The 21,767-nt window shown below is 59.1% G+C and carries 18 protein-coding genes and 2 pseudogenes; 16 read left to right on the top strand and 4 right to left on the bottom strand.

Going from position 1 to position 21,767, the window contains the following annotated elements:
- Together GFC01_RS18835 and GFC01_RS14865 are read left to right on the top strand one after the other, a co-directional pair.
- Positions 1–263 (top strand): annotated as a pseudogene (locus GFC01_RS18835) (acetoacetate--CoA ligase); the annotation flags it as partial.
- Between the two features lie 245 nt (positions 264–508).
- Positions 509–649, top strand: a complete 141-nt coding sequence (locus tag GFC01_RS14865) for a hypothetical protein (RefSeq protein ID WP_152947958.1) — start codon at positions 509–511, stop codon at positions 647–649.
- Positions 650–708: 59 nt separating this feature from the next.
- Here the strand turns inward: GFC01_RS14865 and GFC01_RS14870 are convergent, their stop codons facing one another.
- The gene (locus GFC01_RS14870; RefSeq protein WP_152947959.1) at positions 709–1,485 is read right to left on the bottom strand and encodes a heparan-alpha-glucosaminide N-acetyltransferase; all 777 of its coding nucleotides are present in this window, start codon (positions 1,483–1,485) and stop codon (positions 709–711) included.
- Between the two features lie 285 nt (positions 1,486–1,770).
- On the opposite strand from GFC01_RS14870, the gene GFC01_RS14875 reads away from it, so the two are divergent.
- From GFC01_RS14875 to deoA, 4 genes and pseudogenes are all read left to right on the top strand, one after another.
- Positions 1,771–2,634, top strand: a complete 864-nt coding sequence (locus GFC01_RS14875; protein ID WP_152947960.1) for a YitT family protein — start codon at positions 1,771–1,773, stop codon at positions 2,632–2,634.
- A gap of 393 nt (positions 2,635–3,027) precedes the next feature.
- On the top strand, positions 3,028–3,846 hold the full coding sequence (locus GFC01_RS14880) for a transketolase (RefSeq protein ID WP_152947961.1): 819 nt from the start codon (positions 3,028–3,030) through the stop codon (positions 3,844–3,846).
- Between the two features lie 115 nt (positions 3,847–3,961).
- Entirely contained in the window at positions 3,962–4,912 is a 951-nt protein-coding gene (locus tag GFC01_RS14885) for a transketolase family protein (protein ID WP_152947962.1), read from the top strand.
- A gap of 305 nt (positions 4,913–5,217) precedes the next feature.
- Positions 5,218–5,355 (top strand): annotated as a pseudogene (gene deoA / locus GFC01_RS14890) (pyrimidine-nucleoside phosphorylase); the annotation flags it as partial.
- Between the two features lie 690 nt (positions 5,356–6,045).
- Here deoA and GFC01_RS20240 read toward each other — a convergent pair.
- Both GFC01_RS20240 and GFC01_RS14895 read right to left on the bottom strand, forming a co-directional pair.
- On the bottom strand, positions 6,046–6,387 hold the full coding sequence (locus GFC01_RS20240; RefSeq protein WP_423244400.1) for a DUF6922 domain-containing protein: 342 nt from the start codon (positions 6,385–6,387) through the stop codon (positions 6,046–6,048).
- On the bottom strand, positions 6,384–7,106 hold the full coding sequence (locus tag GFC01_RS14895) for a nucleotidyl transferase AbiEii/AbiGii toxin family protein (RefSeq protein WP_152947963.1): 723 nt from the start codon (positions 7,104–7,106) through the stop codon (positions 6,384–6,386). Before GFC01_RS14895 ends, GFC01_RS20240 begins: the two co-directional genes overlap by 4 nt.
- A gap of 536 nt (positions 7,107–7,642) precedes the next feature.
- Between GFC01_RS14895 and ftsE the strand changes: the two genes are divergently transcribed.
- The 7 genes from ftsE to GFC01_RS14930 all read left to right on the top strand — a co-directional run bounded on the left by ftsE (position 7,643) and on the right by GFC01_RS14930 (position 14,753).
- Positions 7,643–8,329 (top strand): cell division ATP-binding protein FtsE, encoded by a 687-nt coding sequence (gene ftsE / locus GFC01_RS14900; RefSeq protein ID WP_152947964.1) that lies wholly within the window; start codon positions 7,643–7,645, stop codon positions 8,327–8,329.
- On the top strand, positions 8,319–9,206 hold the full coding sequence (gene ftsX, locus GFC01_RS14905; protein WP_152947965.1) for a permease-like cell division protein FtsX: 888 nt from the start codon (positions 8,319–8,321) through the stop codon (positions 9,204–9,206). Before ftsE ends, ftsX begins: the two co-directional genes overlap by 11 nt.
- Positions 9,207–9,217: 11 nt before the next feature.
- A complete protein-coding gene (locus GFC01_RS14910; RefSeq protein WP_243137623.1) occupies positions 9,218–10,351 on the top strand; it encodes a murein hydrolase activator EnvC family protein in 1,134 nt (377 codons plus the stop codon).
- 369 nt (positions 10,352–10,720) lie between these two features.
- Entirely contained in the window at positions 10,721–11,893 is a 1,173-nt protein-coding gene (locus GFC01_RS14915; protein WP_194174975.1) for a S41 family peptidase, read from the top strand.
- A gap of 249 nt (positions 11,894–12,142) precedes the next feature.
- Entirely contained in the window at positions 12,143–13,396 is a 1,254-nt protein-coding gene (locus GFC01_RS14920; RefSeq protein WP_341474022.1) for a PDZ domain-containing protein, read from the top strand.
- A 222-nt stretch (positions 13,397–13,618) separates the two neighbouring features.
- Entirely contained in the window at positions 13,619–13,810 is a 192-nt protein-coding gene (locus tag GFC01_RS14925; RefSeq protein ID WP_152947966.1) for a CooT family nickel-binding protein, read from the top strand.
- A gap of 199 nt (positions 13,811–14,009) precedes the next feature.
- Positions 14,010–14,753, top strand: a complete 744-nt coding sequence (locus tag GFC01_RS14930; RefSeq protein WP_423244401.1) for a uracil-DNA glycosylase — start codon at positions 14,010–14,012, stop codon at positions 14,751–14,753.
- Positions 14,754–14,798: 45 nt separating this feature from the next.
- On the opposite strand, the gene GFC01_RS14935 is transcribed toward GFC01_RS14930, so the two are convergent.
- A complete protein-coding gene (locus GFC01_RS14935) occupies positions 14,799–15,125 on the bottom strand; it encodes a DUF2508 family protein (protein ID WP_152947967.1) in 327 nt (108 codons plus the stop codon).
- A gap of 319 nt (positions 15,126–15,444) precedes the next feature.
- Between GFC01_RS14935 and GFC01_RS14940 the strand changes: the two genes are divergently transcribed.
- The 3 genes from GFC01_RS14940 to GFC01_RS14950 all read left to right on the top strand — a co-directional run bounded on the left by GFC01_RS14940 (position 15,445) and on the right by GFC01_RS14950 (position 21,753).
- Positions 15,445–16,974, top strand: coding sequence for a sugar ABC transporter substrate-binding protein (locus GFC01_RS14940; RefSeq protein ID WP_152947968.1), 1,530 nt, complete (start codon positions 15,445–15,447; stop codon positions 16,972–16,974).
- Positions 16,975–17,303: 329 nt separating this feature from the next.
- Positions 17,304–19,085, top strand: coding sequence for an S-layer homology domain-containing protein (locus tag GFC01_RS14945; protein WP_152947969.1), 1,782 nt, complete (start codon positions 17,304–17,306; stop codon positions 19,083–19,085).
- 160 nt (positions 19,086–19,245) lie between these two features.
- Complete coding sequence (locus GFC01_RS14950; RefSeq protein ID WP_152947970.1) at positions 19,246–21,753, top strand: O-antigen ligase family protein; 2,508 nt, start codon at positions 19,246–19,248, stop codon at positions 21,751–21,753.
- The last annotated feature ends 14 nt before the right edge of the window (positions 21,754–21,767 follow it).

The raw sequence follows: 21,767 nt of genomic DNA on the forward strand, positions 1-21,767 counted from the left end.
TTGTCAAGCTGAATCCGGGATACACCCTGACGGAGGAACTGCAAAACAAGATCAAGAAAACCCTGCGGGAAAAGGCATCGCCCCGGCATGTTCCCGCCCTGATCGTGGCCGTGCCGGATATACCCTACACCCTGAACATGAAGAAAGTGGAGAGCGCGGTAACGAACATCGTCAACGGACGGCCGGTGACCAACCGGGACGCCCTGGCCAATCCGGAATGCCTGGATTACTACGAGAAGATTCTGCCCCAACTGCAGAAGTAGGGAAAATGCCGCCATTCAGGAAGAAAAAATTGCCGGAAATAAACAGCAAAAACCCCGGGCCATACCTGGCATCCGGGGGTTTTTTCAAAGAGCACCCCGGTTTAGCAGATTTTCTGACCCCATCTGTCCTTTATGCAGGATTATAAACCCATTCATGCTTAATCCGGTCTGGAAGGATGGCACCGGGCATTCCACCGTCAAGTTCTTTATAATCTGGAATTCCCCACCTGAGTAAAGGGCCGGTCATGCTTTACATAGGCTGCACCGGCGCCCGGCTGATGGTCACCATCATGCACCACATGCGGCGGAACAATCTGCGTTACGGCCTGATCACCATGTGCATCGGCGGCGGCCAGGGCATGGCCATGGTGGTGGAAAGGGTTTAATTTACGCAGCCCGGTTGAGGCCAGGAAATGCCGGGAGTCACGCAATTATGAGCACTCTACTATTTTACAACCAGGAAAAACAGGTACAGGAGTAATAAAATAACAGGCTGGTGTATCAGGTATATGGACAGCGAATGCCGGCCCAGGAATTGTATGGACCGGCCCAGCGGGTGGCGGGGCAGGGGGGAATGGGGAAAAAGGCTTCGCTTAGAGGGGTAAAACATCCGCCCCAGGGCCATGCCCCACAGGAACACCCCGAACCAGGGGATAAGGGGGTAATAGTCCACAGAAGAGAAGTCCTTCCCCATTAACCCCAACCAGGCCAGCCTGTTGTGGGGCCAGGTAAGGGTGCCGGTATAGCGTTCGGCCAGCAGGATAAGGGCGCCCAGGACCGTTAGAACCGGTGAAGGCAGTCCCATGAAAAGGGGGGCCAGGATCATGCTTGTCCCCAGGAATTGCAGGATGCCGAATATGATGTTGCTCCCGGGGAGCGTAACCCCGGTAACGAGATAAATGACGAAACCCCACAGGAGGATTTTTATACCCCGCCGCAGGTTATTGGTGCTAAAGAAAGAGCTTATACCCGCAATGAGGATGAAGAGAGTGGCCGCTTCTTTTCCTGTATAGTAAATTGGCCCCTTCTGGTAATCCAGGGGAAAATGGTAAAACTCTGCCAGGTCGTAAAGTAAGTGAAAGGTCACCATCAATAGGAGGGACACTCCCCGGAACAGGTCAATTTCCCATACGCGGTTGATCGATGCGCCTTTTATGTGCTTTTTTACTGTGCTCGCGCTGACGGTCGACTTTATGGCCGGATTCCTCCCTTCGTGGAGCAGTAGCGGGGCGACCTTTCCTGTCGTTAAGCAGGAAAATGTTACTGGACCAAGAATAATATACCTTGTCCCGGCCAGATTGGTCTATGGGAATTTATTTTGCACATTATTATCCTTTCCTTTTTTTCTGGATAAACTAGGTTTACCATCCGGCCGCTTTGGTATGCCGTCCGTAGCCGGAATTCCCGAATCTGGATTAACCCTCTATCATGGGATATAAGCCGGGTTTGGGCATTATTTGAGACCTACCCGTTGTGGATTTGTTTTTTTTGCTGCAGAGGATGATACCTGTTGGCAGGTATACTGAGCGAGTTTCTGGGGGTGACCCTGGGGGTGGTCCTCACCGCCCTGGGGCTGGATCTCTTCCTGGTGCCCAACAAGATAGCCGCCGGCGGGGTAAGCGGCCTGGCCACGGTCATCCACTACGTACTCGGCACTCCGGTGGGGGCGACCATGCTGGTTTTAAATGTACCCCTTTTTCTCATGGGCATTTACCGGCTGGGGTTGAAGTTCGGCTTCCGCTCCCTCTACGGCACCGTTGCCCTGTCGGCGGTGGTGGACGGTCTGGCCCCCTACCTGCCCGTACCCACCCACGACCCCCTGCTGGCCAGCGTTTACGGCGGCGTGCTCACCGGCCTGGGACTGGGGCTGGTTTTCCGCTACCGGGGTACCACCGGCGGCACCGATCTGGCGGCGGCCGTATTGCGGACCTACACCGGCGCCAATGTGGGCCAGCTCCTTTTTCTGGTGGACGGCCTGGTGGTGCTGGCGGCCGGGTTTACCTTCCGCTCCTGGGAGCTGGCCATGTACGCCTTGATCACCATATTTGTCACCGCCTGGCTCATCGACCTGGTACAGGAAGGGATCAGCTACACCAAGGCCTTTCTGATTATTTCCGGGCGGGTGGAGGACATTGCCCGGGCGGTGCTGCAGGAGATGAACCGGGGGGCCACGGCCCTTAAGGGGCGGGGAATGTACACGGGGGAGGAGCGGGAGGTGCTCCTGGTGGTGGTGAACCGTTCCGAGGTAACCCGATTAAAGGATCTGGTCTACCGGGTGGACCCCCGGGCCTTCGTGGTCCTGGCCGATGTGCACGAGGTGCTGGGCGAAGGGTTCAAGGAGTGGCGCAGTTATCGGGACGGCCTGCGCTGAGCGGTCCGCCTGCGTTTTCCGGCGGCCGTTCAGTGGCCAGGCGGCCGGGAAAGCCCCAGCGGCACCAACCGGATTATACTGCAGCGTAACATTAAACTACCATGCGGGTAACACTCTTCACTGCCAACCTCTAAGTGGTTGATGTCCCTGGATCCTCCGGGATACCTATGGGGTGCAGTGATGATCCAGTTGTGCCGTAGTGTTGGTTTTTTCTCGGGATAAGCAGGAATATATCCGCCGGGCAAGAATAATTATACTCCGTGTTTTCAACAGGGGTTCACCCTGACGGAAAAGCCAGCACAAATGTTTTGACCCGGTGGGGCATTGTGCCCGGGGGAGAGGGTGGTTCGGCCCGTGTGCCCCGGTCAAACAGAATCTTTAAGGAGTGCAGCCATGGAACAGGAAAAAATCAAGCAACTGGAAGCAAAGGCCCGGGAAATCCGCCGGCATATCATCCGCATGACCGGTGCCGCCGGTTCGGGTCATCCCGGAGGGTCCCTTTCGGCGGCGGATATGGTCACCGCCCTGTATTTTGAGGTGTTGCGCCTGGATCCCCGGAACCCCCGCTGGCCGGACCGGGACCGTTTCGTCCTGTCCAAGGGACATGCGGCGCCGGTGCTCTACGCTGCCCTGGCGGAAAGGGGCTTTTTCCCGTTGGAAGATTTGCTGAGCTTACGTAAACTGGGCAGTCCCCTGCAGGGACACCCGGATATGAAACACCTGCCGGGAGTGGAAATGTCCACCGGTTCCCTGGGCCAGGGGCTGGCGGTCGCCAACGGCATGGCCCTGGCGGCCCGGCTGGACGGCCGGGATTACCGGGTTTATGTCCTGCTGGGCGACGGGGAAATCCAGGAGGGTATGGTCTGGGAAGCGGCCATGGCGGCGGCCCACTACCGCCTGGATAACGTCACTGCTTTTCTGGATCATAACGGTTTTCAAATCGACGGTCCCTGCAGCCAGGTGATGTCCCCGGAACCGGTGGCGGATAAATGGCGCGCCTTTGGCTGGGATGTGCAGGTTATTGACGGCCATAGTATGACGGAAATTCTGGCGGCGGTGGAAAAGGCCCGTTCGGTGAAAGGGAAACCCCAGATGATTGTGGCTGAAACGGTGAAAGGTAAAGGGGTATCCTTCATGGAAAACCGGGCGGAATGGCACGGCGTGGCCCCCAAACCCGACGAAGTGGAACGGGCCCTGGCCGAACTGGCATAAATGGACGGGTGTACCGGCAGGCGTCCGGATTTTCACCTTTAGAAAGCAGGTTTGCCGTACCATTCGTGGGTCGAGCAGTAACCAACGGCTATTTTCGTAAGAGAGGAGCATCCGTATGAAAAAAATTGCCACCCGGGAAGCCTACGGGGAGGCCCTTTTAGCGCTGGGCCGGGAAAACCCGGACGTGGTGGTCCTGGATGCGGATCTGGCCAAATCTACCAAAACCTATGATTTTGGCAAGCATTTTCCGGACCGTTTTTTCGACATGGGGGTGGCCGAGCAGAACATGATCGGCACCGCCGCCGGCCTGGCGGCGGCCGGCAAGATCCCCTTCTGCAGTTCCTTTGCCATTTTTGCCACCGGCCGGGCCTTTGAAATAGTGCGCAACAGCGTGGCCTATCCCCGGTTAAACGTGAAGATTGCCGCCAGCCACGCCGGGATTACTGTGGGCGAAGACGGGGGTTCCCACCAGTCGGTGGAGGATATCGCCCTGATGCGCTCCCTGCCCAACATGACTGTATTTGTGCCGGCGGACGCCGTGGAAACCCGGGCGGCGGTGCGGGCGGCGGTGGAAATTCCCGGACCGGTGTACATCCGCCTGGGCCGGCCGGGGGTGCCGGTGCTGCACGGTGATGACTTTGTCTTCCAGCCCGGCCGGGCGGTGGTCATGCGGGAGGGTGGTGACGCCACCATCATTGCCACCGGGATCATGGTGTCCGTGGCCCTGGAGGCGGCCGCCATGCTGGAGCAGGAGGGTATTGTGGTGCGGGTGCTGGACATGCATACCATCAAACCCCTGGATGAGGAGGCGGTGATTAAAGCGGCCCGGGAGACCGGGGCCATTGTCACCGCCGAGGAACACAGCATCATTGGCGGGCTGGGGGGAGCGGTGGCGGAAACGGTTTGTGCCCATTGCCCGGTGCCCGTGTACCGGGTGGGACTGCCCGACGTTTTTGGCGAGTCGGGTAAACCCGGGGAGCTTATGGAAAAATACGGCCTAACGGCCGGTCACCTGGCGGCGGCGGTCCGGGAGGTTAAAGACCGTCAGGTGCGGGCGGGCAGGTAAATTGCCGGAAGATGATTTGTATCATCTGTGCTTGCCTGCGTCCCATGAATAAGACTGTGACAGGGGACGGTTCTCTGACACACTGGGACTGTGGTGTGACAGTGTGACAGGGGACGGTTCTCTGGCACATTTACTGTGTGACAGGGGACGGTTCTCTGACTTGACTTTGACACCTAAAATTTAGAAAGCCTTGAGGCTGTAAGAATGAGGTTACTTTCAATTCCTGGACCCCTTAAATTGTGCCACGCGAAAAGTCGAGTAATGACAAGGGTTTCAGGGATCGCTGTCAAAGTCCAGTCTGACGTATGCTGGCCCCCCTTGTGGCTGTTGCCGGGGTACCTGTGGCCATGATGTCCGGCCGGGGATTGGGCCACACCGGCGGAACTGTGGATAAGCTGGAGTCCATTCCCGGCTTTAAGGTAAACCTTACCCCGGATGGATTTTATACGCCGGGCCAGGTAAGCTGGCGTGGCGGTGGTGGCCCAAACAGGCAACCTGGTGACACAGACCCCCTGAAGGGTTCCAGTTACCGGCCTTGTCGAACAGGCAGCAAACGCAGATCCCGGTGAATTTGCTTTGTAAAGGCAGTTGGCTCAGCAGTCGACCTCACCTCTACTTATCTGGAAGGCAGCCGCTGCCTGATCGCGAAACTGGGTTACTCCCGCGACCACCGCCCCGACTGTGATGGCTGAAATGGGAGTGGAAAAAGCGGGTGACATTGCCTGCTTTTCCGGAGGCTCCCTGCGGGAAATCTGCCTTTTTGCCAACGTCACCGCTGCGTTAACCTGCACCAGAAAGGGGCCATTTCCGCTCTGCCCTCCCGGTCTGAAGTTGAAGACAGGATAAAAATGATGGCTGAAGGTGGGCAGGTTCAACTAACGCATGAACCGCCTCCATAACGTTTTGGCGAATGTCCCCAGTTTTTTAATCCAGGACCTTTCAGAAAACTGTACAATATTAGAAATTGCGCTGGTAATTGCTATATGTATAGTTGGGGCTTGTTTTTTATTAAGAACTTTTCGATAGGATTGACAAAAGGGATGATAGAAATTTGGTTAAGATTCTGAGAATACCGGTAGACTATGCGCCGCCGAGGATAGGTCCCAGGATGTAAACAATCTTGGCGTTTAGCTTTATCTGCCAACAATTCTCCCAATTAGGCGCCGAGGCCGCCACTTTTCAGCAAGCGACATCCTTTCTCGCCTTCTCCTGTGTTCCCAATATTCTTTCTCATCCAGAAACAGCAGCCCCCACAGGTTCACTGTCGGGTCAGGCAACTCCCGGAGCCCGTAAAAATCCTTAAGAAACACGTCTTTTATTTTATCGAACCCGTAACAATCAAACAACCACATTATTTGCTCCCAGGTACCCCGGGCTAACACCGTTTTTATTACGAGTTCAGCATGTTCATCAGTATCCAAACAGTGAAAGGCATAATTCCTGAAAAACGGGCTGAGACACTCGGGAAGCCTCATAGACGCATTCCTCTCTTCCGAGTGCGTAAGAGCACTCGCATTGCTTCTCGTATCTGCTGGCCTAAATATCTTTCCAATTCTTGGCTGGTCAGCTTTGCCCCCAGTACGGTAGTCAAAGCTGCTTCTTTATCACTGATGTCCCCGGTGTAACCCAGCTGTTCCAAAAATAGCTTTTTCGAAAAAACTGTCTCATTCTCTATAACGAATTTCCCAGGAGCCTTCTCCAAAATATACTCAATCGTTGCTTTACCGCTTTTGAGCAAAAAATACAAATCGATATAATCTCTGTAACTTGGCCGACGCCCAATGGTGTACGCCTTCATCAAGGCAATTTCGCGGGGCGATGCCAGTTTTATGCCGGCCAGTTCCGGAGCTATTGTATGACCGGAAACAAGGGGTTCGACCAGAGGAAAAGGATAAGCCAGAAATGTAACTTTAACTCCGTGAATGCTAACGGTTGCCTGGTCTACCTGCTTTAGCTCAACACGCACATATTTTTGAGAGAACAGACCTACTAATTCGCGGTAAATTTTCTCGTAGTGAATTCGCTCATCTGTTTTCGTTTGGAAGAAATCCAAGTCGTAAGACTTACGGTGGCCTAACTGCAGTGCCAAAGCAGTACCCCCGGCCATATAATATTGCTGGGATATCGCATCAGAGCCCGCTAATATTTTGCATACCATCCAGCCGCTGTCATCCAGTACTCCTCTTATATTCATACAACACCAACCCTTCTTGGACCACGGGCTTCTGGAGTTTCGCCCGAAATAGTGACTGCCAAACCGGTACGTCATCCGGTTTTGTCGCCCTAAGGTTCCCACCTGAAGGACAGGGACGGTTCGGCGTTCCAACGGTCTATCTCCCACCGGTCCAGTCACTGCCCTTTCCCGGGAACATTCACGGGAGAATAAAAGGTAAACATCACCTGATACTAGTTTATATCATGCAATACTGGTTAGCAATATCTATTATGGATAATTATAAAAGAAAAGGAGCTGTTTTCTACCTGCTGTGGTGCACCGGGAGTGGAGGGGATATCAAAAGTCCGGCAACAGGACCGTTTGTATGTGTCCTGTTTTATCCAGCGAATGGGATACAGGTAATAATAAAGATATTACCAGACCTTCTCCCTGGCCGGGGAAGGTTGTTTCATTTTTTTGGGTTTTAAGGAGGATTTGTGGTGCTGGTGTCGAAGTGTACTGGCTGTGAGGGGGACCATGTCAGCAGGGTGTATTGACGGAATTGGGGTGTGGTCATGATCCGCATGTATGGTGTGACGAAAATTTATAAAAACGGGGTCAAGGCCCTGGATAACATCAACCTGCATATTCGTAAGGGCGAGTTTGTTTTTCTGGTGGGCCCCAGCGGTGCGGGCAAGTCCACCCTGACCAAGCTGGTTTTCCGGGAGGAGTTGCCCAGCAAGGGGCAGGTGCTTTTCAACGGCAAAAATGTGGCCCGCCTGCGGGGCCGGGACATACCCATGCTGCGCCGCAAGATCGGCATGGTATTCCAGGATTTTCGTTTATTGCCCCGGAAGACGGTTTTTGAAAACGTGGCCTTCGCCCTGGAAGTTACCGGCGTTTCCCCCCGGGAGATCCGGCGGCGTGTACCCCAGGTGCTCCAGATGGTGGGCCTGGAAAAGAAGGGTCAATTCCTGCCGGCGCAGCTTTCCGGAGGCGAGCAGCAGCGGGTGGGCATAGCCCGGGCCATAGTCAACGACCCGGTTTTGATTATCGCCGACGAACCCACGGGCAACCTGGATCCGGAAACGTCCTGGGAGCTGATGGAGCTGTTTCAGAGGATTAACGAGAAGGGTACCACCATTATTATGGCCACCCATGCCTGGGATATTGTGGATGCCATGAAAAAACGGGTGGTGGCCTTAAGTGCCGGGCGAATAGTACGGGACGAGGAAAGCGGGGGCTACCGGGATGAGGCTTAACACCCTGGTTTACTATTTCCGGGAAGCTTTCTTATCCCTGGTACGCAACAGCTGGCTTTCCCTGGCCGCCGTGGGCACGGTGACCGTATCCCTGCTCATCCTGGGTTCTTCCCTGTTGCTGGTGGTCAATACCGATCGTCTGGCGGATCACCTGGAATCCAGCCTGGAAATCAGCGCTTTTTTACAAAAAGATTTGAAACCGGACCAGGTTCGGGAATTGAACAAACGGATTAATTCCCTGCCCGGAGTGGCCGGGGTGGAGTTTATCTCCAAGGAGCAGGCGCTTGAAGAAATGCGCCGCGATTTCGGCCCCCGCCAGAGTATCCTGGAAGGCCTGGATAAGGATAACCCCTTCCCCGACGCCTTCCGGGTGAAAACCAGGGCGGCCGATCAGGTGGTGGGGGTGGCCCGGGAGATTGCCGCCCTGCCCGGGGTGGATGATGTGCGTTACGGCCAGGGTGTGGTGGAGAAGCTGGTGGCCGTTACCCGGTGGGTGCGGCTGGCCGGTATGGCGGCCATGATCATGGTTGGTGCGGCGGCAGTATTTCTCATTTCCACCACCATTCGCATGTCGGTGTTTGCCCGCCGGCGGGAGATCGGTATCATGAAATACCTGGGGGCCACCAACTGGTTTGTGCGCTTTCCCTTTTTGCTGGAGGGAATGGTCCTGGGGCTGGTGGGTGCGCTGCTGGCGGCGGTGCTGGTACGCACGGGCTACTTTGCCGTGGTGCACCGCCTGGCGGAAACGCTGCCCTTCATCCCCCTGGTCACCGACAGCCAGGTTTTGCTTTCGCTGCTGGGAGGCCTGGTGGGGCTGGGGTTGCTCATTGGCGCCCTGGGCAGCGCCATATCCATTCACCGTTTTTTAAGCGTTTAGGGGGTGTTGGTTTGAAGGGCACAGCCAGAACATTACTTTCCCTGGGCCTGGTTCTGGTCCTGCTGGGGGGCGGCATTTCCACCGCCCAGGGGGCCAGCCTGGAGGAAATGTTGCAGCAGACCCGGCAGAAGCTCTTTCAGGAACAAAAGAAGGCCCAGGACACCAGGGAGGAAGTGCAGGATTACGCCGGGCAGGTGGCGGCCACGGAGCGGGATATTGTTTCCATTGAAAAGCGTATTGCCGAGCTGGACGGTAATTTAAAAAAGGCCCTGGCCGATGTGGCTGTTGCCCAGCAGGATCTGGCGGATGCGGAGGCCAGGCTGAAGGAAAGCCAGCAGGTTATGAACAATCGCCTGCGGGAAGTTTATAAATCGGGACGGGTGGACTATCTGGAAGTGCTTTTGGCCGCCCGGGATTTCAGCGATTTTATCAACCGTTATGAGCTGCTGAAACGGGCGGTGGCCCGGGATGCGGCCATTGTGGACGAAGTAAACGCCCGGCGCCAGGAAGTGGCGGCCAGGAAAGCCCGGCTGGAACAGCGCCGGGACCAGATTGCGGCATTATTACGGGATCAGCAGGCCGCCAGGCAGCAGCTGGCGGATAAGCAGGGTCAGCAAAAAGCTCTGCTGGCCGCGGCCCAGAGTGAATTGAGCCGTCACGAGGATGCGGCCGAAAGGTTGAAGGCCCAGGAGCAGGAGATTTTGCGCCAGATTGCCCTGGAAAGGGCCAGATCCCACCCCTCCCCGCCGCGGGGGAGCGGCGTTTTTACCTGGCCGTTACCCGGGTATTCATCCATATCTTCCGGCTTTGGCTCCCGGCGCCATCCCATTCTGGGTACGGTGCGCCTGCACGACGGTATTGACATTCCCGCCCCTACGGGTACCGCGGTGGTGGCCGCCCAGGAGGGTACGGTCATTTATTCCGGTTCCATGAGCGGCTACGGCAACGTGGTCATGCTGGACCACGGCGGTGGTGTGACCACCATGTATGCCCACCTTTCGGCCCGGCTGGTTTCCCCCGGTCAGGAGGTTAAAAAAGGGCAGACCATCGGCCGGGTGGGCAGCACCGGCCTGTCCACCGGCCCCCACCTGCATTTTACGGTAATGGTCAACGGGTCCGCGGTAAATCCCATGGGCTATCTCTAGCAGCCGGCCGGTTGTACACGGGGACCGGCCGCAGTCCTTCCTCCCGCCGGCCCGGAGGGTGGATTGGCGGTTTTCCCGCCCCCGGGTGAACGGCCGGGCATGGAATAACTTGATTTAAGCACGGGGTGTTTTCCCGCCTGCAGGTAGATCTCCCGGTTTGAATGACGGAAAGACGGGCTGAACCGGAACTTTTATGTCGTTTATCTTTGGCTCTTCCCGGCTGCCGGCTGTTGCCGGCAACTTTTTTTGTCCCGGTTGTAATTGCCGTTCTGTTGGTGTAGTATAATACGTGTGTGGCAGGAAATATTTTGGAAGTAATTTTCTGCCGGTCAATAAAAAGGCAAGAGAAACGGAACAGGTGGTGTGGCCATGGAGTTTAATCAGCATTCCTGCACCGGCCGGGTCAGGGGGATGCGCTGGCTGGTGGCTTTAGCCGTGCTGGTCTTTGCCCTTATTGTGGCTGCCGGGGGATTGCTGGCCAGCAATTATAAGCATTTCGGCACCCTTTTCAAAGTGATTTCCCTGGTGCGTACCCAGTACCTGGAGCCCGTGAGCACCACCACCCTGGTGGATGGCGCCATCCGCGGGCTGGTCAAATCTTTGAACGATCCCTATTCCGTATACCTGGATGCCGGTGAATACGCCCAGTTGCGGGAGCAAATTCAGGGTGCCTTCGGCGGTCTGGGCATTCTGGTGGGAATCAAGGACGGTTACCTGACGGTGGAGCGTTCCTATCAGGGAACACCGGCCCAGCGGTCGGGAATTATGAAGGGGGATATGATCACCCGTATAGATGACCGGGATGCCAGGGGCATCGACCTGGACACGGCCATTGGCTTGATGCGGGGGCCGGTGGGCACGAAGGTGAAGTTGACCATTGCCCGCAAAGGGGTGGCCCGGCCCTGGGATGTGGAGCTGGTGCGGGAAGAGATCAGCGTACCCACGGTGGAAGGTCGTATGCTGCCGGGAGAATCCGGTATAGGTTATATTGCTTTAAGCCAGTTTACGGAGAAAACCCCCGGGGAACTGGAAGCCACCATCGCCCGTTTGAAGAGCCAGGGGATGCGGGGAGTGCTCCTGGATCTGCGCAACAATCCCGGCGGGGAGCTCCATGCGGCGGTGAAAGTGGCCGGTTATTTCGTGCCCCAGGGTCCGGTGGTCTACATTGATTACCGTTCGGGTAAGCAGGAAACCTATTCCGCCGACGGGCAGAACCTGAAGCTGCCCCTGGTGGTGCTGGTGAACCGGGCCAGCGCCAGCGCGGCGGAAATTCTGGCCGGAGCCATCAAGGACACGGGTTCGGGAGTGCTGGTGGGGGAGCGTACTTTTGGCAAGGGCATCGTCCAGACGGTTTTCGACCTGGATAACGGTGCGGGGTTGAAGCTGACCACCGCCCGTTATCTGACCCCCTCGCGGCATGATATTCATAAGAAGGGGATTACCCCCGACGTGGTGGTGGAACAGGAACCCAATGCCGCGGTGGATGAGCAGATGGAAAAGGCGTTGCAGATACTGGAGAGCAAGATGGCAAAGGCAGCATAAAAAATAACTGCCGGACACCCACCGGCGGCCGGGTCCGTCAATGTACGCCCGTGCCGGACGCCGGTTACCGGCGGGAACCGGTATTTGGTGCCCGGTATGCAGCAGCGTAACCATGATTGCCGGATTCAGAGGACCGGCTTACGCCGGGGTAATAAGCCCCTGCCTTAAACGTCAACCGGCCACCGGCAATTTTAACCCAGTTGTTCCGGTATGGGTGTCGGCAGCTGCAGTTACTGATGGGGTGAAAAAGTGTTTCCCTTTAATCAGGTATTGCCCCTGATTCTGTTTTCCCTGATCCAGGTATTTCTGGATCCCCTGTTCTGGGTGGTGGTGCTGCTGGTGGCCCTGCAGTACCGGCGTATGGCCCGGGTAAAGCATAACTTTTTCGGTATCCCCGCCGGGGGAGTATGGCAGGATACCCTGGCCGCGGCGGGTTACGGCCTGCTGGGCGGGTTGCTGGGCAGCGTACTGATGGTGTTCATCGGGTTGACCCTTTCCGGTTCCGGGTTGATTTACCTGTGGCCCGTGGCCATCCTGCTCATGCTCATCAACGCCCGCTTTCTCTGCTTTGCCTATGCCGGCGGCCTGCTGGCGCTGACCAAACTGCTTTTTGGTTTTCCCGAGCTCAATATTGCCCAGGTGCTGGCCCTGGTGGCCGTTCTGCATATGGTGGAAAGTATGCTTATCCTGACCAGCGGCCATCTGGGCGCGGTGCCCGCCTATTTTAAAACCCCGGGTGGGCGGGTGGTGGGTGGGTTCACCCTGCAGCGTTTCTGGCCCATCCCCATTGTGGCCCTGGCGGTGGTGGGGCCGGCAGCGGTGCAGCAGGGGGTGAGCATGCCCGACTGGTGGCCCCTTTTAAAGCCGGAGGTGAGCGGGAACCCCGCCGATCTGGTTTACACCCTGATTCCCGTGGTGGCCGGCCTGGGTTACGGGGACCTGGCCGTTTCCCGCCGCCCCGGAGAAAAAAGCCGCCTGTCGGCCCTTTTTCTGGGGGTTTACAGCCTGACCCTCCTCCTGCTGGCGGTGCTGGCCCAGTATCATCGTCCCTTTGCCCTGCTGGCCGCCCTTTTTTCCCCCCTTGGCCACGAAATGGTCATTTACATTGGTAAGAGGGTTGAATTTCAACGGTCCCCCCTTTTTGTTCCACCGGTGAGGGGGGTGGGGGTACTGGATGTGGTTCCCGACACCCCGGCCTGGCGGGCCGGCATTCGCTCCGGGGACGTGGTTCTCTCCCTCAACCGCTGGCCGGTGAACAGCCGGGCGGAACTGCAAATGCTCCTGCCGGCTGCGGGCATGCCGGTGGAGGTGGAATTCCTGCACGGGCCGCAGCAGGTCTTTCACCGGACGGTGGCTTTCCCCGGTCCCGCAGGCCGGCCCTTCGGCCTTTTAGCCGTGCCCTCCGGCAATGAAGAGGAGGTTATGGACCTGTCCACGGCCGGTCCCCTGGGCCGCTGGTGGATGGAATTGGGGCGCCGCTTCAGGGGAAGAAACTCCCCTTAGGATTTGCGGATGCGGGGGTCGGGCATAATTTGCCCGTTGACACCCGGGGCCGCCGGGGACTATAATCGTATTGAACGGGACCGGCCAGGGAGGCCGGCGCGGGCGGCAAAAATGGCTCCGGATCTTTTCACGCGAAGGTGAGCTGTGAACCAAAAAAAGGCCACGGAGGTCGTAAACAAGGCGAGCCAACGGCGGCCTTTTTTTAATCGGGGGGTGAAATTAATGTGTGAAGCCAATGCCTACCTGCGTAAAAACGGTCGGGAAGAATTGTTCCTGGAAGCGGTGGACCGGGTGGTGCCCCACGAAGAGGGGTTGATGCTGGAGGATATCTTTGGCCGGCGCAAGCTGATCAGGGCGAAGATCGCCGAACTGGCCCTGGTGGACCACCGGATCATTCTGGAAGAGGAAGAATAAAGGCGATCTATTTAATTTCCATTAAGCAAACGGGTTCCTTTTTCTTTTTCGCAGGCGCGGGGGGTCTTTGCCGCGTCTGCTTTCTTCTGTGCCCGTGCCTTTTTCTTTTTGCGGCAGGATATTGGCAAGATGAGGAGAAATTATACCACTGACAATCGATTTCTGCATGTCACGGAGTATCCGCAGGGGGTACCCTCCCGTGCCGGTTAAGGAGGAGGCGGCAATCCGCCCCGGGCGGCAGGTTACTCCGGGCAGGTGCCGGAAGATACCGGAAGTATGGTATGGTTCAGGTGAGGTGAGATGGGTGCTCTGGCCACAGGAGAGTTTATTTCTCGATGCAGAGTGGGATCTGTCGGCTTTTAACAATCTGGCCGCCCTGGAGGAAAAGGTGCGGACCTGCGCCCGCTGCGGATTGAGGGCGGGCTGCCGGGGGGTCGTGTTCGGGGAAGGCAACCCGCAGGCAAAGGTGGTTCTTTGCGGCGAAGGGCCCGGGGCGGATGAAGACCGCCTGGGGCGCCCCTTTGTGGGAAGGGCCGGCCAGTTGCTGGATAAAATCCTGGAAGCCTGCGGTTTTGGACGGTTTGAACACGTATACATATTGAATGCGGTAAAGTGCCGGCCGCCCGGCAACAGGATACCCACGGAGGAGGAAAGGGCGGCCTGCCGGGCCAACCTGGAGGCGCAGTTGCGGATTATCCGCCCCCGGATCATGGTTTTGCTGGGGGCCACCGCCCTGCAGGCCGTCCTGGACCCCCGGGGGCGCATTACCCGGGACCGGGGCCGCTGGGTGGAGAAAAACGGTTTGTGGATCATGCCCACCTACCATCCGGCCGCCCTGTTGCGCAACCCCCATTTAAAAAGGGACACCTGGGAAGACTTCAAGCAGGTGGTGGCCAAATACCGGGAACTGGTGGATCCGCAGCATTATTCTCCCCACTGCTAGCCGGTGGGGCAGCCCAGCCCGGCATGTTTCAGGCCGGTGGAAACTTCAGCTTGCTTCGGGGGCCGGTCCCGGGTGATTGCTTTGTTCCCTGACTTCCGGTGTGAGACTGCCGGCCGGCCAGGCGGTTATTCCCTGGCGCCGGGCCCATTGCAGCAAAGCCACCAGCCTTCTTTCAGCGGTGTTGATCTTAAAAATAATATAATCAGTAAGTTCACTATCCACCAGATCAAATTCCCTGTTGGCCTCCTGCCAGTCCTTACGTGCCTGGTCGATAATATCCACCGCCGAGGGTACCTGCCGGATAAAGAAGGGTCCGCACCTGCTTTTTACCCGCCGGTACCAGGTGTGCAGGAAAAACCATAGATTTTTCATAAAGTGGTACCCTCCTCCCCAAAAGTCCCCGGTCGTCAGACGTTGGTCTGCGGGTTAGGTTGCCCACCACCCAACACGGGCTTCTTCCATATTTTTTCATATTACTGGTATGAAAGGTGCCGCCCTTTTAGAAGGGCTTTTTTTGATGATTTATGGCCTTTACCCGTGATGTTCCCGGCGCTTCCCGCTCCGCTTCCGTCCGCGGCATGGTCCGCAATAAAAGTGGTGCCGGGTTGATAATTCCCCCGGAACGTAAACATACTAGATTTAAATTTAAAATAATGTGAAGCGGACAACATGCACGGAAGGGGGGCTGAGGATGGGGGGCCGGATGGCCGGGTGGAAGAGGTTTTTGGGGGTTTTCCTGCTGGGGAGCCTTCTCCTGACGGCCGGCTGTCCCGAGCGGGGGGAAAACCAGTCCGTAGCCCGGCAGGTGAAAATTGCCGTCAGCCTGGCCGATATGCAGCGGGACGGCAATCAAATCATCAAGCAGGTGATGGACGGGCGGAAGAAACAGGAGCAGGTGGATATCACCTGGCTGGACGCCAAAAACAAAGCCGCTGAACAGCAGAAACAACTGCAGCAGCTGGCCGGTCAGGGTATCAGGGCCGTAATCCTGCAGCCCGTGGACCCCGCCGCCGCCCCGGGGATGGTCCGGCAGCTGGCCCGGAACAACATCAAGGTGGTGGCCCTGGAAAGCCTGCCCCCCAATACCCCGGTGGACGCCTATGTGGCTTCGGATCACCAGCGGGCCGGGGAGCTTCAGGCGCGGTTTGTGGAAGAGGCTTTGAAACAGGCCGCCGGCGGTGGTCCCGGTCCGGGTGCAACGGCCGGCGGCCCCTCCGGCGGCGGCGCACAGGGACAGGGCGGCCAATCCGCAGGTCAGGATCAGGGCCAGGGTGGCCAGTCTCCAGGCCAGGGGCGGCAGGTTTCCCCTGTGGTCCCGCCGGGATTGCAGCTGCCGGCCCGCCGTCCCCTGAATGTAATGATTCTGGCCGGAGATCCCCGGGATAGTGCGGCCCGGATTATCGCCTCCGCGGCCCGGGAGGCATTAAAGGGTAACCCCCGGGTGCAGGTGGTGGCGGAAGTGGACCAGCCGGGGAATGACCCATCCACGGTTTCCCCGGCCGTGCAGCGGGCGCTGGCTAAGCTGAACAACCAGATAGACGTGATCCTGGCTGCAGACAGCCACCTGATCGTACCGGCGGTGGAAGTGCTGAAGGCGGCCGGTTTAAACAACCGGGTGCTTACCGTGGGTGTGGGGGCCAGCAAGGAGGTATCCCGGGCACTGGTGGCGGGGGAACATGACGGGGAAGTGGATAACCGCCCCGACCTGCTGGGCCAGTATGCCCTGGATGCGGCGGTGGGCCTGGCCAAAACGGGGCACTGGCAGTACGACACCCGGGTGACCAGCGGGGATTACAGCATTCCGGCACGCATCGTTCCCGTGCGTTTAATCAGCCAGGCCAACTCTTTCCTGCTGCAGGAGCGGTGGGGAAAGGAGCTGGAGCGTAAGTCCGGCGGCGGGCAGGATCAGGGTGGCGGCAGCCCGGGTGGTGACCAGGGACAGGGGGATCAGGGTGGCCAGCAAGGCGGTGATCAGGGCGGCGACCAGGTGCAGGGGGACCAGCAGGGCGGGCAGGCCAACCAGGCCGGACAGACCGGCGGCAGTCAGCAAAAACCCCGTACCACCTTGCGCATTACCACCCGGGATGGAAAAACGGTAGAGGTGCAGATCCAGGGTGAAGTGAAGAAGATTGAAAGCGTGGAGGGCGCCAGGCCGGGTGCCCGGCAGATGCCCTTCCAGGCCGGCGGCGGCGGTGGTGGCGGAGGCGGTGGTGGTACGTAAGCAGAGCGGCACCGGCCGGGGCGGCCACCCGGCCGGTGGTCCCGCCAGCTGGCTGCAGGCCCCGGTCCTGCAGAGAAGAGGAACCGGGCAGGTCCGTTCAGTAAGACCATCTTGAAAAATTTAATTTCCAGGGCAGGCCGGTTCAAAATGCACCATACCCCTCCGGGGGATCCGGTAATGATTTTTCCGTTATCCTGGAGGTAGCCGCACTTTACAAAATTTCTCTTGCAATTCTTATTTAACTGATGATAAAATTAAACGAGGGAAATTCTACCTTTCTGAAGGCAGGCTTTCCCCGTATTCTGCCGGGAAAGGAGGTGAACAGGTAAATGGGCAAGTTATACCAGAACCGCACCCTCCTGGGGAACATCGCCCTGGTGGTGTTCCTGGCCTTCCTGGCGACCCTGACTTTCGGGGTGGCCAACCCGGCTCCGGCGGGGGCAGCTCCGACCTTTGACCCAAATCTTACCTGGCAGGGCGGCGATACCTCCAAGCCCGCCGCCATTGTCAAGGACAAAAGCGGCAGCTGGGTAGGAAACGGCGGTACTGCCAAACTGGTAACAGACAAGGATAAAAAGGCAGTTGACTTCACCATCCAGGTCCTTACTCCCGACAGATTCGATAACATCATGTTCATGCTCAAGCTGGGCGATAAGGTGCTGGGTGAGGTATATGGGCAAAACATCAACAACATTGTGTACGGCAAAGTCTACGGTACCGTCTACTATGTCTACCAGTTCGTCTACCACTGGGTCTACGATTCGGGTTTGACTACGGGCGACCTGTCGAATTATACAATGCTTATTTGCAGCAACCACGACCAGCTTGCTTCCATCACCCTGAACCTGGAGGCCCCGCCACCTGAAACCGGCGGCGGCGGTGGCGGCGGCGGTGGCGGCGGCGGAGCAGCGCCTCCTTCCACGACGACCACCACTACCACCGACACCGGTACAGTGACCACAACTGCTCAGGGCCAGGCCACCCTCACCGTGGACGACAAAAAGGTGGAGTCCCTGGTGGTCAACCCGCAGGTGACCCAGGTGGAATTCACCATCCCCGCCGACAAGGCCACGCAGCAGGGCACGGTGGCCGTGACGGCGGACACCCTGGCGAAGGTCTTTGAGGCCGGCAAGCCGGCGGTGGTCAAGGTGGCCGATGTGCAACTCACCCTGCCGCCGGGAGCCATCGATCTGGCGGCCTTCAAGGGCCAGGGCGTGACCCTGAATGTCAGCATCGGCAAGACCGAAGCAGCGGCCCCGGTTGATACGGCCTACAAGGTGGCCGGCGATGTCTTTAATATCACCATCCGGGCCGAGGCCGGCGGTGTCGACAAGGGCGGCATCAGCAGCCTGGCGAAGCCCGTCACCCTGACCCTGCCCTACGACCCGACGAAGCTGGGCAAAGTGCCGGCGGACTACCTGGGTATCTACAGGCTGACCGGCGGCACCTGGGAGTATGTGGGCGGCAAGGTTGACCGGGCGGCCAACAAGGTGTCCGTCACCCGCACCAGCCTTTCCACCTATGCGGTGATGGCCTACGACAAGAACTTCACCGACATGGTCAACCACTGGGCGGTGAACGACGTGAAGCTGATGGCGGCCAAACATATCGCCGCCGGCGTAACGTCCACCACCTTTGCGCCGGATGCCAGCGTCACGCGGGCGCAGTTTGCCGCCTTCCTGCTGCGGGCTCTGAACATACCCGAGCAGAAAGCCACCGGCGGGCGGTTCAGTGACGTACCGGCCGGCATCTGGTACGCTGGGGCGGTGGAAACCGCCGCGGCCCAGGGCCTGGTCAAAGGCTATCCGGACGGTGCCTTCCGGCCCGACGCCCAGATCACCCGCGAAGAAGTGGCGGCCATGGTCACCCGGGCTCTGGCCAGGAGCGGCAAATCCGCCGCCCTGACGGAGGCCGAGGTGCAGGCGCAGCTGTCCCGCTTCAAGGATGCCGGCGAGATCGGTTCCTGGGCGAAGCAGTCCATGGCTGTGGCCGTCAAGACGGGCATCGTCAACGGCCGCCTTGGTGACGAATGCGCGCCGAAAGCCGATGCCACCCGGGCCGAAGCCGTGGTCATGGTCAAGCGCTTCCTGACCACCACCGGCAGCCTGTAAAAAGTAAACAGTAGTGAAGACCCCCGCTGTCATTACGGCAGCGGGGGTTTTTTAATCAAAGAAGCTTTTTATCAGGAATTTAATCAGAAAAGCAGGAAAATCGATCCCTATGGCGAAGAGAATCACAAGTTGAACTGGAAGGTCAAGGAAAATGTCGAAAATGCACGAACCAGTTAAAACATCTGCAAGTCCATCTCTTAAACCACAACCCATCCTCCATCTGAACCTGCGTCCTTTTTTCCTGGGGGGGCTGGGCTTTGTACTCTTCACCTCTCCTTTCATGCGGGGCCTCTTCTTCCAGCCGGAACTGCTCACGTATCTCATGATCACCGCCGCCGCCTTTGCCTTCTGCGTCTACGACCAGGTGCTGCGGCGGGAAGTTTATTTCCTGCGCACACCCCTGGATTACGCCGTTGCCGCCCTGGTGGCAGCCTATGCCCTGTCCCTGATCACCGCCGTACACCTGCGCCCGGCCATAAGCGAACTGCTGAAAGCGGCCGCCTTTTTCATGGTCTACTGGACGGCCGCCAGGGCCGTGCGGGGCGAAAAAGACATGGACCGCCTTTTGCACGTCCTGTACATAGCCGGTCTGGGAGTGGCCGCCGTGGGTCTATTGGCCGCCGCCCGGGTGATCGACTTTCCGGGCGCCTTTGAAAACGGTGTGATCATGTCCACCCTGCAGTATAAAAACGCCCTGGCCGTCTACCTGGCCGCCGTAAACGTCCTGGGCCTGGGTTTGAGTCTCAAGACAGAGCTTTTGCTGCCGAAAATTATCTATGCAGCGGGAAATACGGTCCTGATAACGGTCATCCTGGGCACCCAGTCCCGGGGCGGGTGGATAATTTACCCCCTGGCCATGGCCGCCCTGGTCGCCCTGATTCCCCGGGGTCTGCGCTGGCGGGCGGCCTATCATCTGTTCATCTTCCTGGGATGCGGCCTGGTCACCGCCCGGTTTTTCTATGCCCATCTGCCGGTGGCCCAGGGCGCTGCTTTGCTGAAATACCTGCTGGCCGGCCTGGCCGCTGCCTTCTTGCTTCAGGCCGCCTACCACTTTCTGGCCCTGTGGCTGAACCGGGATGAGGTGGCGGAGGCCACCCGCCGTTTAGTAGCCGTGGGGGGGCTGGCCTACTGCGGCCTGGTCCTGGCCGTTTACCTCTGGTACGCGGCGGCCGCCTATCCCGTGGCGGCGGCCCAGATCCTCCCGGGCAAAGTAATCTCCCGGGCGGAAACCATCTCGGCCTACGACCCCAGCTTCCGGCAGCGGCTGGAATATTACCGGGACGCCCTGCGCATCGTGCGGGACCACCCCGTCACCGGGGCGGGCGGGGGCGGCTGGAACGCCCTGTACCACCGCTACGCATCCCATCTTTACTGGTCCACCGAGACCCACAGCCACCTCTTCCAGACCTGGGTGGAGGCGGGTACCCTCGGCCTTGCCGCCCTGCTGGCCGCCTGGGCGGGTTTCATCCGGCTGCTCGTGCGACTCAAGCGGCGTGAGAGCGGCGAAGGCCCCGCCGTTTCCACCTGGACGGCGGCGGTGGCCGCCCTCACTCTGGGCGTGCACAGCGCCTTTGACTTCGACCTGTCGCTGGCCGCCCTGGGAATCTTCCTTTTTGCCCTGTTCGGGGCGGTGCGGGGGATGGCCGGGGAACCGGAGCGGCGGGCGCAGGCAGGGCACGGCGGGCCGGAGGGTGTTCCGCCGGACCGCCCTGCGGCATTCACCGGAGGCGGCAACCGGAACCGGGCCGCCTGGATAAAGGTTATCTTTTCCCGGTTCTTCCGGAGTATCCCGGACGGCCCGGGCTCACCGGCCGGAGGCCGGAAGGGCCTGGCCGGGCGGGATGCCCCTGCCCGGCCCAGTTCCACAGCCCGGCGGCTCATCCTGGCCGCCATGGCCGGCACCCTGGCCGCCGCCGCGGTGATCTACCCGGCCCGCGCCTTTCATGCCGCCGGGGTGGCCGGAGCCGAAGGTGCCCGGGCACTCCTGGCCAAAGATATGGAGCAGGCAAAGGGTCGCTATGAACAGGCCCACCGCCTTGACCCCTTCACGGCCTCCTACGCCGCCGACCTGGCCCAGATCTGGGCGGTGCAGGCGGCGGCCAGAGACGATGCTACAGCCCGCTACCGGGCCATCAAATACGCCCGGGAAGCGGCCGGGGCCGAGCCCTACAACACCCGGGTGCGGGCCACCCTGGTGAACATATACAGCCTTTTACGGGAATACGACCTGATGGTGCAGGAGGCCGCCGCCCTGGTGGCGGCCGATCCCCTGCAGGCAGTCCATTACGAAGTTCTGGCCCGGGCCAGGCTGGATGCGGCCCGCTACCACCTGCAGCGGGGGGAAAAGGATCCGGCCCGCCGGTACCTGGCCGAAGCGGCGCAGATGCCCGGGCAACTGCCGGCGGCCATACCCAGACCCACACCGCCCCTCATCTTGAGCGCCGGCCAGGCCGCCTACATCATGGGGGACCTGCCCGGTGCCGCGGCTTACCTGGAAGAAGCCGCCCGGGATAAGGAAGCCGCCGGCCGGGAGGCCCGCCTGTGGCTGGCCGCCCTTTACACCCGGCAGGGGCAGGGGCAAAAGGCCGCAGCCCTGCTGGAAAATCTGCGGAAGGAAGAACCGGAGACCGATAAAATCTATAGGGAAGTCCTGTCCTTGTCTCTTTAGCCATAAAGAAAGGG

Source organism: Desulfofundulus thermobenzoicus (genome assembly GCF_009428905.1).
Classification (GTDB): domain Bacteria; phylum Bacillota; class Desulfotomaculia; order Desulfotomaculales; family Desulfovirgulaceae; genus Desulfofundulus_A; species Desulfofundulus_A thermobenzoicus.

Bases quoted from the DNA above. Each gene is read 5' to 3' on its own strand.
- GFC01_RS14940 (WP_152947968.1), top strand. From the start codon at position 15,445: ATGGGGGGCCGGATGGCCGGGTGGAAGAGGTTTTTGGGGGTTTTCCTG.
- GFC01_RS14935 (WP_152947967.1), bottom strand. From the start codon at position 15,125: ATGAAAAATCTATGGTTTTTCCTGCACACCTGGTACCGGCGGGTAAAA.
- GFC01_RS14915 (WP_194174975.1), top strand. From the start codon at position 10,721: ATGGAGTTTAATCAGCATTCCTGCACCGGCCGGGTCAGGGGGATGCGC.
- GFC01_RS14945 (WP_152947969.1), top strand. From the start codon at position 17,304: ATGGGCAAGTTATACCAGAACCGCACCCTCCTGGGGAACATCGCCCTG.
- ftsX (WP_152947965.1), top strand. From the start codon at position 8,319: ATGAGGCTTAACACCCTGGTTTACTATTTCCGGGAAGCTTTCTTATCC.
- ftsE (WP_152947964.1), top strand. From the start codon at position 7,643: ATGATCCGCATGTATGGTGTGACGAAAATTTATAAAAACGGGGTCAAG.
- GFC01_RS14880 (WP_152947961.1), top strand. From the start codon at position 3,028: ATGGAACAGGAAAAAATCAAGCAACTGGAAGCAAAGGCCCGGGAAATC.
- GFC01_RS14950 (WP_152947970.1), top strand. From the start codon at position 19,246: ATGCACGAACCAGTTAAAACATCTGCAAGTCCATCTCTTAAACCACAA.
- GFC01_RS14925 (WP_152947966.1), top strand. From the start codon at position 13,619: ATGTGTGAAGCCAATGCCTACCTGCGTAAAAACGGTCGGGAAGAATTG.
- GFC01_RS14895 (WP_152947963.1), bottom strand. From the start codon at position 7,106: ATGAATATAAGAGGAGTACTGGATGACAGCGGCTGGATGGTATGCAAA.
- GFC01_RS20240 (WP_423244400.1), bottom strand. From the start codon at position 6,387: ATGAGGCTTCCCGAGTGTCTCAGCCCGTTTTTCAGGAATTATGCCTTT.
- GFC01_RS14865 (WP_152947958.1), top strand. From the start codon at position 509: ATGCTTTACATAGGCTGCACCGGCGCCCGGCTGATGGTCACCATCATG.
- GFC01_RS14885 (WP_152947962.1), top strand. From the start codon at position 3,962: ATGAAAAAAATTGCCACCCGGGAAGCCTACGGGGAGGCCCTTTTAGCG.